10 protein-coding genes are annotated in these 11,366 nt (G+C 74.4%); 8 read left to right on the top strand and 2 right to left on the bottom strand.

The features are described 5' to 3' along the window. Positions 1-154 precede the first annotated feature (154 nt). On the top strand, positions 155-1,183 hold the full coding sequence (locus FRZ03_RS04670; RefSeq protein WP_146463845.1) for a M23 family metallopeptidase: 1,029 nt from the start codon (positions 155-157) through the stop codon (positions 1,181-1,183). Here FRZ03_RS04670 and FRZ03_RS04665 read toward each other — a convergent pair. Next, positions 1,173-2,351: a DMT family transporter gene (locus FRZ03_RS04665; protein ID WP_186785257.1), complete on the bottom strand. Its 1,179-nt coding sequence runs from the start codon at positions 2,349-2,351 to the stop codon at positions 1,173-1,175. The two genes, FRZ03_RS04670 and FRZ03_RS04665, sit on opposite strands and share 11 nt — an antisense overlap. 242 nt (positions 2,352-2,593) lie before the next feature. Between FRZ03_RS04665 and FRZ03_RS04660 the strand changes: the two genes are divergently transcribed. The 5 genes from FRZ03_RS04660 to FRZ03_RS04630 all read left to right on the top strand — a co-directional run bounded on the left by FRZ03_RS04660 (position 2,594) and on the right by FRZ03_RS04630 (position 9,656). Then, the gene (locus FRZ03_RS04660; protein ID WP_146463877.1) at positions 2,594-3,322 is read left to right on the top strand and encodes a (2Fe-2S)-binding protein; all 729 of its coding nucleotides are present in this window, start codon (positions 2,594-2,596) and stop codon (positions 3,320-3,322) included. Positions 3,323-3,542: 220 nt separating this feature from the next. Then, complete coding sequence (locus FRZ03_RS04655; protein ID WP_146463844.1) at positions 3,543-5,864, top strand: GH92 family glycosyl hydrolase; 2,322 nt, start codon at positions 3,543-3,545, stop codon at positions 5,862-5,864. Positions 5,865-6,009: 145 nt separating this feature from the next. After that, positions 6,010-7,347, top strand: a complete 1,338-nt coding sequence (locus FRZ03_RS04645) for a wax ester/triacylglycerol synthase family O-acyltransferase (protein WP_146463843.1) — start codon at positions 6,010-6,012, stop codon at positions 7,345-7,347. A gap of 124 nt (positions 7,348-7,471) precedes the next feature. Next, positions 7,472-8,083, top strand: coding sequence for an MmyB family transcriptional regulator (locus tag FRZ03_RS38800; RefSeq protein WP_261398560.1), 612 nt, complete (start codon positions 7,472-7,474; stop codon positions 8,081-8,083). A 64-nt stretch (positions 8,084-8,147) separates the two neighbouring features. Next, entirely contained in the window at positions 8,148-9,656 is a 1,509-nt protein-coding gene (locus FRZ03_RS04630; RefSeq protein WP_146463842.1) for an SDR family NAD(P)-dependent oxidoreductase, read from the top strand. A 4-nt stretch (positions 9,657-9,660) separates the two neighbouring features. Here the strand turns inward: FRZ03_RS04630 and FRZ03_RS04625 are convergent, their stop codons facing one another. Continuing rightward, the gene (locus tag FRZ03_RS04625; RefSeq protein ID WP_146463841.1) at positions 9,661-10,080 is read right to left on the bottom strand and encodes a hypothetical protein; all 420 of its coding nucleotides are present in this window, start codon (positions 10,078-10,080) and stop codon (positions 9,661-9,663) included. 445 nt (positions 10,081-10,525) lie between these two features. On the opposite strand from FRZ03_RS04625, the gene FRZ03_RS04620 reads away from it, so the two are divergent. Next, positions 10,526-10,699: a hypothetical protein gene (locus tag FRZ03_RS04620; RefSeq protein ID WP_146463840.1), complete on the top strand. Its 174-nt coding sequence runs from the start codon at positions 10,526-10,528 to the stop codon at positions 10,697-10,699. A gap of 44 nt (positions 10,700-10,743) precedes the next feature. Further along, a complete protein-coding gene (locus FRZ03_RS04615) occupies positions 10,744-11,229 on the top strand; it encodes a GNAT family N-acetyltransferase (RefSeq protein WP_146463839.1) in 486 nt (161 codons plus the stop codon). Positions 11,230-11,366 lie beyond the last annotated feature (137 nt).

Raw genomic sequence — 11,366 nt, 5'->3', positions numbered from 1 at the left:
GCCCGCCGTCCCCGCAGGTCCGGCGGGAATGCGCTCAACATCCGTGCGGAATCGGTGACTTGGTGCCCGCGGACGGCCGGTTCGGTGTCTTGTCACGGCGTGTTTCGTGCGCATACTTTTGCCCCTCCTGACGCATGCCGAGGGGACTTCGGACATGGCCCTACCCGGCCGGCACCGCCGGTATCAGCCGAACAGGATCAACCGCGCCTCGCTCGCGGTCACGGCGGGCGGCGCGGGCCTCGCCCTTCCGCTGATCGCCGCCGGGACAGCCGGCGCGGCGAAGACAACGGCCGGCCCGGAGGCCGTCGCCGGTACGGCCGCCCACGGCGGCGGCCGGGGCGTGCCCCGGACCGAGGCGCCGGCAGGGGAGGAGCACGGCACCGTCGCCGGGAAGGCGCTCGACGCCTCGGCACACGACGTACGGCCGCAGCACACCCCGCAGTCCCGCGCGGGGCGCACCGAGATGTACACGGTGGTACGAGGCGACACCCTCTCCGGCATCGCCGACGACCAGCACGTGCCGGGCGGCTGGCGCCCGCTGTACGCCGCGAACCGCGCCACCGTCGGGGCCGACCCGAACCTGATCCTGCCGGGCCAGCGGCTCACACTGCGGCCCGCGAACGCGCTCGCCGAGGCGACGCGGAAGCGCGCCAAGCCCCCCGAGCAGCGCGCCAAGGCCCATGAGCAGCACGCGAAGGCCCCTGAGAAGCCCGCCAAGGCGCCCGCGAAGAAGGGGGGTTCGCGGCCGAAGGCCCACCCACAGGCCCCGGCGCCGGCCCACGCGCTCGTCGCCCCGGTGCACGCGTCCATCGGCACCGGGTACCGCGCCGCCGGGTCGCACTGGTCGAAGGGCTACCACACCGGCGTCGACTTCCTCGTACCGACCGGGACCGCCGTACACGCGGTCGAGGCCGGGCAGGTGGTGGCGGCGGGCTGGGGCGGCTCCTACGGGTACCAGGTGGTGATCCGGCACGCGGACGGTCGCTACACCCAGTACGGTCATCTGTCGGCCATCGCCGTACGGGTCGGCCGGCACGTCATCGCGGGAGCGCGCATCGGCCGCTCGGGTGCCACCGGCAACGTCACCGGACCGCACCTGCACTTCGAGGTGCGCACCGGACCCGGTTTCGGCACGGACGTCGATCCGCTCGCCTACCTCCGGGCCCACGGCGTCAGGATCTGACCCGCGAGCGCCGTCGGCGCGACACCGGCCGTGACGGATGCGACAGCGGCAGCGCCCGGTCCCCGGACGTCAGGGCCTCACCCGCGTCCGGCACCGCGAGGTCGGGTGCCGCCTGGGCGAGCAGCTCCCGCAGCCCGGGCTCCGTGAGCGGCCCGGCGCCCCGTACGGCTTCCCGCCGCTCCGGCCCGCCGGCTCGCCGCTCCGGCCCGCCGGCTCGCGGCTCCGGTCCGCCGACCCTCGGGTCCCGCCCGTCGATCCGCAGGTCCTGTCCGTCGACCCGCTGGCGCGGCACCGCGAGCGGCGCCCCGTCCGTGACCGGCTCGTCGGGCGACGCCGGGGGCTGTTCCATCCGCTCCGTCGTCAGCATGATCAGCCCGCCCGCCGCCAGCACCCCGCAGCCCAGCGCGAGGAGGGTGCCCGTGGTGCCGTGCCGGAAGGTCTCGCCGAACATGAGGATGCCGACCGCGGCGGCCAGCACCGGGTTGACGACGGTCAGGGTGGCCAGCGGGGCGGCCAGGCCGCCGCCGTCGTAGGAGGCCTGGGACAGCAGCACGCCGGCGACGGAGAACACGCCGATCAGCACCAGGAGGAACACGGCGCCGGGGCCGAACCCGTCGTCCCAGCCGACGGCGACCGACTTGGTGAACACCGAGGACATGCCGAACGCCGTGCCGGACGCCGTGGCGAGCAGCACGCTGCGCACCGCCGGGTGCCGGTGGGTGGCCCGGCCCGCGCACATCAGCGCCACCACGGCGCCGCCGGTGACCGTGCCGGCCGCCATCCGCTGGGCGGCGTCCAGGGCGTGGTCGTCGGAGGAGCCGACCAGGGAGAGCAGGCCGGCGAGCCCGACCGTGGTCATCACGGCGCCGCGCCAGGCGGTCGCGCCGGCCCGGCGGCCCACGCACAGGGTGGCCAGGGGCAGGGCGAAGACGATGGTCAGCGCGCCGAGCGGCTGGACGATGCTCAGCGGGCCGAAGGCCAGCGCCACGACGTGCAGCAGCCCGCCGAGGCCGTTGAGCGCCAGCGCGCCCCACCAGCCGGGGCGCCGCAGCGGCAGGTACGTGCTGCCGGAGGAGGCGACCGCGACCCGCTCCTGCACGATCGCGCCGCCCGCGTAGCCGAGGGCGGACACGAGCGACAGCAGCACGGACAGCGCGAGGGCGCTCATCGGCCACTCCCGCTCGTCGGCGGCTGGGTGCGGCGGGGGCCCGGTGCCCGGCGCTGCGTACGGTCGGCTTCCATGGTCCACCACTCTGCCCGCCCGGGTGCTCCCTGTCGTCGTCCCTGAGCACGCACTACGTCCTACTGCCGATGGAGTACGACGGCGCGGTGATCATCCCCTAGGGGGGTTACCCCCAGAGGGGAGCCCCCCTGTCCGGGCCGCGAACGGGCCTGGTACGAGTGTCTGTCGTGGACCTCGACCCCGAACTCGCCGCGCTCCGCCCCCTGGGCGGCTTCTTCGTCCTGCGTACGGTGCCCGGCCCCGGCGGGGACGGCGGCCCCGCCCGGCTGCCCACCCTCGCGGAGGCCTACGCACCGGACGGACCGGAACCGGACCCGCTGGCGTCCCGCGTACGGGCCGTGGGGGAGCGGCTGCGCACCGCCGAGACGCGGGTCGCCGCCTCGATCGGCCAGCAGGGGCTGGCGGCGCGGCTCTGGTCGGCCGCGCTCGGCTGCGCCGCCCTGTACGGCCGGCTGCCCGATCTGCGCCCGGACCTGCTGCGCTGGGACATCACCGCCGCCGCGCCGGACGACCTGTGGCTCACCGAGGTCCGCCCGGGTCCCGGGGACGCCGCCGCGCTCGCCGACGCCGTGCTGCACGGGCATCTGGAGCCCCTGGAGAAGGCCCTGAGGGCCCGTTACGGCGTCGCGGCGGGCCTGCTGCGGGGCAACGCGGGCTCCGCGCTCGCCGGGGCGGCCCGGGAACTGGAACGTCGGGCCGGCGCGCAGGGCCGTACCGACGTGCCGGCCCGCGTCCGCGCGCTCACCGCCGAACTCTTCGGCCACCCCCTGCTGCGCCCCACCGGCATCCGCACCGCCACCGCCTTCCGCCGCCGCAGCTGCTGCCTGTACTACCGCGTCCCCGGCGGCGGAGTCTGCGGCGACTGCTGCTTCACCCGGCCCCCGAACGCCCCCTAGGGGCACGGGCCGACGCGGCCGGCCATCCCTGGGGGCAACGGGCCACCGCGGCCGGCACCCCCAGGGGTGCGGGCCCCCGCTGCCTCAACGTCCGCTCACGGGCCGTCAGAAGGCCTCCGAGGACGACGCGTTCCGCGCTTTCCCCGCGCAATGCCCGGATTCGCGTCGTTCGCCCGCCACGATGCAGGCAACGATGTCGAACCTCCGGAGGTCATCCGACATGAGAGGGACCCGGCGCACACGGCTGTGCCTGGCCTGGGCGATGGCGGCGTCCGCGCTGATCGCCACCCCCGCCGCGGGAGCCGCCGAGCGGGCCGACGGCCGCCTCACCGACCTGGTGAACCCCTTCATCGGGAGCCAGAACGAGGGCAACACCTTCCCCGGCGCCGCCGTGCCCTTCGGCATGGTGCAGCTCTCGCCGGACACCGGCCACATGACCGGCTACGACTACACACAGGGCCGTATCCGCGGCTTCTCGCTGGTCCATCTCTCGGGCGTCGGCTGCCGCATCGGGGGCGACCTGCCCGTGCTGCCCACCACCGGGGACGTCACCCGGACCGACGACGCCACGTACGCCGCCGCGTTCTCGCACGACGACGAGGCGGCGAGCCCCGGCTACTACCGGGTCGGCCTCGCCTCCGGCATCCGCGCCGAGCTGACCGCCACCGCCCGCACCGGGGTGCAGCGCTACACCTTCCCCGCGACCACCAAGGCCAACGTCCTGCTGAACGCGGCCCAGGCGCTGCACAAGACGAGCGCGAGCAAGGTCGAGATCCTGGACGACCGCACCGTGCGCACCGAGATCACCGGCCACGGCTTCTGCCGGGATACCGCCCCGTACACGGTCTACACGGTCACCCGGTTCAGCCGGCCCTTCACCGCGTACGGCACCTGGGACGGCGCCACCGTCACCCCCGGTTCGCGCGACGGACACGGCGGCGCCTACGTCCGCTTCGACACCACCAGGAACCGCACGGTCGAGGCGACCACCGCGCTCTCCTACGTCGACGCCACGGGCGCGCGGCGCAATCTGCGCGCCGAGGGCGGCCGGTCCTTCGACGCCGTGCGGCAGCGCGCCCGCGCGCAGTGGGAGGCGCGGCTCGGCACCGTACGCGTCCAGGGCGGCAGCGCGGCGCTGCGCCGTACCTTCTACTCCTCGCTGTACCGCTCCTACCTCGCGCCCAACGTCGGCGGTGACACCGACGGACGCTACTTCGGCTGGGACCGGCGCGTGCACCACGCGGACGGGTTCACGTACTACCAGAACTGGTCGCTGTGGGACACCTACCGCACCCAGGCCCAGTTGCTCGCGCTGCTCGCGCCGCGCGAGGCGCGGGACATGGCCCGTTCGGTGGTCGCGATCGACGAGGACGGCGGCTGGCTGCCCAAGTGGGGCTACGGCCCGGTCGAGACGAACGTGATGAGCGGCGACCCGGTCACCCCGTTCCTGACCACCGCCTACCAGATGGGCCTGCTGAAGGGGTTCGAGGAACGGGCCTACCGCGCGCTGCGGAAGAACGCGGACGGGGTGCCGCCCGCCGCCAATCCGGGCATCGGCCGGGAGGCCGACGCCGAGTACATCGCGCACGGTTTCGCCCCGTTCGTCAAGGACCGGCCGCTGGCCAAGATGGGCGACTCGGACTACCACCACGGCGCCTCCGTCACCCTGGAGTACGCCCTCGCCGACGCCATGCTCGCCCAGATGGCCCGCGGTCTCGGCCATCACGCGGACGCGGCCCGGTACGCGGCCCGGTCCCGCAACTACCGCACCATCTTCGACCCGGGCACCGGCTTCTTCCGCGCCCGCGACGCCTCCGGCGCCTTCACCGGCTCGCCCGACCCGGCGCTCGGCGCCGGCTTCCACGAGGGCACCGCCTGGCAGTACCAGTGGCTGGTCCCGCAGGACCTGCCCGGCATGATCGGGCTGATCGGCGGCGAGCGCGCGGCCAACGACCGGCTCGACGCCTTCTTCGCCTACGACCGGCTGCTCGCCGATCCGGGGAGGACGGCCCGCGAGGTGTGGGTGCACGGCGACGCGTACGCCTACTACAACGCCACCGTCTACAACCCGATGAACGAGCCCGACCTCATCGCGCCCTACACCTACCTCGCCACCGGCCAGCCCTGGAAGACCACCGACGTCGTGCACGCGGCCCTGACCCTGTTCACCGACGGGCCCACCGGCATGACCGGCAACGACGACCTCGGCACCATGTCCGCCTGGAACGTGCTGTCCTCCATCGGGCTCTTCCCGATCCAGCCCGGGTACGACACCTGGGGCCTGTCCACCCCGGTCTTCGACCGCGTCGACCTCGCCCTGGACCGCCGCTACTGGCCGAACGGCACGCTCACCGTCACCGCGCCGGGCACCTCGGCCGCCGACCGCTACGTGCAGGGCGTGCGCACCGACGGCGCGGCGCACGGGCGGACGTATCTGACGACGCGTGCGCTGCGTTCGCTGCGCTCGCTGGCGTTCACGGTCGGCCCGCGCCCGTCGGAGTGGGGTACGTCACCCGAGGCGGCGCCCCCGGTACTGAAGTGACCTCAGCGTCTCCGGAGTCTCGCCCCTTTCGGAGGGGCGGGACTTTATCTGTTGTTAACTGTGCGTAGCTTGATCGTACTTGACCGTAATCGACTGTCGGGGATTGACTGCTGTCCCCTCCTTCGTCGACGCGCGAGGCACGCCCGTGACTTCCGATCTGCTCGCCCCCCTCGACCTCGCCTTCTGGAACATCGAGTCCGGCCGGCACCCGATGCACCTCGGCGCCCTCGGTGTCTTCGCCGCGCACTCGCCCACCGCGGGCGCCCACGCCGCCGACCTGCTCGCCGCGCGTGCCGCCGCCGTCCCCGGGCTCCGGCTGCGCATCCGGGACGTCTGGCAGCCGCTCGCCTTCGGCGGCGCCGCCCGCGAACCCGCCCCGGACTTCGACCCGCTCGACCACGTACGGCTGCACGCCCCGGCCGCCGACTTCCACGCGGCCGCCGGACGGCTGATGGAGCGTCCGCTGGAGCGCGGCCGGCCGCCCTGGGAGGCACACGTCCTGCCCGGCGAGGACGGGGTCTCCTTCGCCGTGCTCTTCAAGTTCCACCACGCCCTCGCCGACGGGCTGCGCGCGCTGCGGCTCGCCGCGGGCGTCCTCGACCCCGTGGACGTGCCGGAACGGGCACCGCGCGCCGCCGAGCCCGCGCCGCCGCGCGGACCGCTGCCGGACGTACGCGGCCTGCCCGGCATGCTCCCGGGCCTGGTCCGCGGCGCCCTGTCGGACATGGGCCGGGCCGTGGACATCGGCGCCTCCCTCGCCCTGTCCACCCTGCGCATGCGCCCCGCCTCCGCCCTCGCCGCCCCGGCCAGCGGCACCCGCCGCACCGCCGGGGTCGTCCTCGACATCGACGAGGTGCACCGGGTGCGCAAGACGGCCGGCGGCACCGTCAACGACGTCCTGATCGCGGTCGTCGCCGGTGCGCTGCGCCGCTGGCTCGACGAACGCGGCGACGACTGCGAGGGGGTCGCGCCGCGCGCCCTGATCCCGGTCTCCCGGCGCCGTCCGCGCACCGCGCAGCCGCCCGGCAACCGGCTCTCCGGTTACCTGATACGGCTTCCCGTGGACGAGCCGGACCCGCTCGGCCGGCTCGCCGCGGTGCGCACCGCGATGGTCCGCAACAAGGACGCGGGCCCCGACCGGGGGGCCGGCGCCGTCGCGCTGCTCGCCGACCACGTGCCCGCGCTCGGCCACCGGCTCGGCGGTCCGCTGGTCGGGCAGGCCGCGCGGCTGTGGTTCGACATCCTGGTGACGAGCGTGCCGCTGCCCGGGGTGGGGCTGCGGCTGGGCGGCCAGGAGCTGACCGAGGTCTATCCGCTGGCCCCGCTCGCGCCCGGCCAGTCGCTGGCGGTCGCCGTCTCCACGTACCGCGGGCGCGTGCACTACGGGCTGGTCGCCGACGCGCAGGCCGTGCCGGACCTCGACCGGTTCGCGCACGCGGTGTCGGCCGAGGTGGCGGCGCTGCGGGCGGTGTGCGACCGCTGAGGGACGCCGGGCCCGGCCCTCGTACGGGCCGGGCCGGCCCGCGCTGTCGAGGGCGTCGGCGTCCTGCTCGTCGGTGACGGCTTCCAGCCAGGTGGTGCCGTCCGTGCCGCCGGCGCCGACGACCATGGCGACGCGCGCCACGAGGGTGGTGCCGGTGGCGCCGTGCCAGCGCTCCTCGCCGGCCGGGCACCTGACGGCCTGGCCGGCGCGGATCCGCACGGCCCTGCCGTCGCGCGTGCCGACCAGGCCCCCCGGAAGAACCTCGCCCGCTTCGACTTCCTCGACCCCGCCGCGCGCCGCTTCGACCCCGACCCGGGACCTCGCCGCCGACATGGCCGTCGCCGTCCTGCGCACCGAGGCCGGCCGCGACCCCTACGACCGGGACCTGCACGATCTCTGCGGCGAGCTGTCCACCCGCGGCGACGAGTTCCGCACCCGCCGGGGCGCCCACGACGTCCGCCACCGCGGCACCGGGACCGAACGCTTCCACCACCGGGCGGTCGGCGACCTCACCCCCGCCTACGAGGGCCTCGACATGACCGCCGAACCCGGCCTCGCCCGCACCGTCTGCACCGCCGAACCCGGCTCGCCCTCCGAGGAGGGCCTGCGCCTGCTCGCCTCCTGGGCCGCCGGCGGGAAACCGCCGCCGCGGAACCGTCCCCGGCGGGCTGAGCGCGCGGGGCGGAATCCGTGCGTGATCCGCGCCGGTTTTGGTTCCGGGCCCGGCGCTCCGTAAAATTTCGCCGTTCGAATGCGGGCGCGAGTCGGAGCGCTGCGCGGATCAGGGAAACGGCAGCGCGATGACGGTGACAGAAGACGGCTCCATGGCCGCGGACTCCATGGCCACGGACGAGGTCGTCCACGGCCCGGGCATCGACCCCGAGCGCCTGGCCGTCTGCCTCGGCGTGCTGGAGGAACTGGACCGGCTCGACGTGGACCACCCCGACGCGATCCTCGTGCGCCGGGCCACCTCGCACATCTACCGCACGGTCAAGCAGCGCCGCCGGCAGGAGCGCCGGGCCGCCAAGACCGCCCACGACCGCGCCGTCACCGAGGCCACGGCCACCGGCTCCGCCGAGCGCATCGACGACGAGACCGAGGGCATCCTGCCCTCCTCGAAGGTCGAGGCCGGCCGGATCGCGGGGATACTCCAGCGCCCGCGCTCCTGCTACACCTGCAAGACCCGCTACGTCGAGGTCGACTACTTCTACCACCAGCTCTGTCCGAAGTGCGCCGAGCTGAACCGCGCCAAGCGGGACGCCCGCGCGGACCTCGCCGGCAAGCGCGCCCTGCTCACCGGCGGCCGGGCCAAGATCGGCATGTACATCGCGCTGCGGCTGCTGCGCGACGGCGCGCACACGACGATCACCACCCGGTTCCCCAAGGACGCCATCCGCCGGTTCAAGGCGATGGAGGACTCCGCGGACTGGCTGCACCGCCTGGAGGTCGTCGGCATCGACCTGCGCGACCCGGCGCAGGCGGTGGCCCTGGCCGAGCAGGTCGCCGAGGCGGGCCCGCTGGACATCCTGATCAACAACGCGACGCAGACCGTGCGCCGACTGCCCTCGGCGTACGCCGCCCTGGTCGACGGCGAGAGCGCTCCGCTGCCCGCCGGTGAACTCCCCGCGCACCACGTCATCGGCGCCTTCAACTCGGGAGCCGTGGACGGCATCGCCGCGCTGCCCGTCGGCACCAGCGGCCTGGAGGCGCAGAAGGTCGCCGACCTCGCGCTCGTCGCCGGCAACGCCAGCGTCGCCCGGCACCTGGACGGGACCGCCATCGACGCGGGCGGTCTGGTCCCCGACGTCGTGGACACCAACACCTGGGTGCAGAGCATCGAGCAGATCTCCCCGGTGGAGCTGCTGGAGACCCAGCTGTGCAACTACACGGCGCCCTTCATCCTGATCAGCAAGTTGCGCCCGGCCATGGCCGAGGCCGCCCGGAAGGCGGCGCGGGGACGGTCGTACGTCGTCAACGTCTCCGCGATGGAAGGGGTGTTCAGCCGCGGCTACAAGGGCGCGGGGCACCCGAACACCAACGCCGCGAAGGCGGCCATGAACATGGTCACGCGGACCAGCGCCCAGGAGATGTTCGACACCGACGGCATCCTGATGACGTCCGTCGACACCGGCTGGATCACCGACGAGCGCCCGCACTACGACAAGCTGCGCCTGGCCGAGGAGGGCTTCCACGCGCCCCTCGACCTGGTCGACGGCGCGGCCCGCGTCTACGACCCGATCGTGCGCGGCGAGGAGGGCGAGGACGTGTACGGCGTCTTCCTCAAGGACTACGCGCCCGGCAAGTGGTGACGGGTCACTGAGCCCCGGGGGCCCCGGAAGGGCCCTCGACGGGGTCGAGGCGGCGGTTGCGGGCCGCGATCAGCTCCAGCACCGTGCGCCAGTCCTCCAGCACCCCGGCGTCGAAGCCTTCGGTGCGGCCCTCCTCGGCGGCCTGGCGCAGCCGCAGCGCGTCGTCGTCGGCGGGGGCGTCCCCGCGCACCAGCCGGAACACCCGCTCCCCGAGCAGCGGCCGTACCGCCGCTGCGGCGGCGCGGGCCCAGCCCGCCGCGTCGCCCGGGCTCAGCACCGGGCCGATCCCCTGGACCAGCCCCGCCACCTGGAGTTCCTTGTCGGCGGGGCGGCTGCGGCGCAGCAGCGCGGCGGTCCGCAGCGCGTGCTGGTACCGGCCCGCGCACAGCAGGTCCATCAGCTCCTCGACGCTGCGCAGCTCCATGCGTCAGTCCTTCCGCGAGACAGCCGTTCGGGCGCCAGCAGACCATGGTGAGCTTGCGGCCGGACCAACGGCACTTGAACTGCGTCGGCTGGGCCGAACGGGTGAAGTTCGGCATCGCTTCGGTGGGGCGATTTGTTATGAAGAACTGCATATTGGGTGGTATTCGTCACGCATCGAAGCCCGATAGTTACCCCTTGTTTGCACTCCCTATCGAGCGCAGGCTCGCTCATTTGGTTAATCTGGGGTGGACGGGCAGCACAAAGGGTCCCACCCACACCCACGCCCGTCCTGGGGGCGAGCCGGAGCACATCGGCCTGCTCCGACCAGAGGTACCCGGCGCCACCGCGTCCGAACTGGCCTTTCATCCAGACCCGAGCGGGCGGTGAGCGCCGGAGCACAGCTGCCCGGTACGCCCCGAGGGGACCCGACACACAAGGAGTGCGCGGTGACACCGGAGAAGACGAATCGCGAGCAGTGCCCCGACGAACACGCGGAGCGCCGGGGCCGCCGGCCCGGAGAACTCGGCAGCCTCGACGTGTGGGCCCGGTCGGCCCCCATCCGTCTCGCGGGCTACGAGGACGATCTCGCCGAACCCCACATCCTGCCGAGCGTGGACTGACCCGCGCGATCGCCGCGGCGCATGGGCGTGCGAGACTCACGCCCATGCAGATCAGAGACGCCGTGCCCGAGGACTGGCCGCGGATCTGGCCCTTCTGGCACCGGATCGTGGCCGCCGCCGAGACCTACGCCTGGGACCCCGGCACCGACGAGCGGGCGGCCCGGGCCCTGTGGATGAGCCCGGCCAAGCGGGTCTACGTCGCCGAGGACCCCTCGGGCACCGTGACCGGCTCCGCCTACCTCACCGCGAACTACGGCGGCCCGGCCGCGCACGTCGCCAACGCCGGCTTCATGGTCCACCCCGACCACGCCGGCCAGGGCATCGGCCGCGCCCTCGCGGTCCACGTCCTCACCGAGGCCGGGGCCCACGGCTACCGGGCCATGGTCTTCAACGCGGTGGTCGAGACCAACCCCGCGGTCTCCCTGTGGACCTCCCTCGGCTTCACCGTCGTCGGCACGATCCCGCAGGCCTTCGACCACCCTCGGCACGGCCCGGTCGGCCTGCACGTGATGCACAAGTCGCTCGTCTGACTCCTCGGCCGCCCCCCGGCCCCACCCGAGGGCGGCGTCCCGTGCCTCAGGCGCCCATCGGTGCCGTACGCCGCCACGGCAGCGAGGACTCCAGTTCCTCCGCCAGTTCCAGCAGCACGGCCTCCGTGCCGGGGCGG

The sequence above is a fragment of the Streptomyces misionensis genome (assembly GCF_007896895.1).
GTDB classification, from domain to species: Bacteria; Actinomycetota; Actinomycetes; order Streptomycetales; family Streptomycetaceae; genus Streptomyces; species Streptomyces misionensis_A.
The sequence above is the reverse complement of the archived record's forward strand: the minus strand, read 5'-3'. Positions and strand labels throughout refer to the sequence as shown.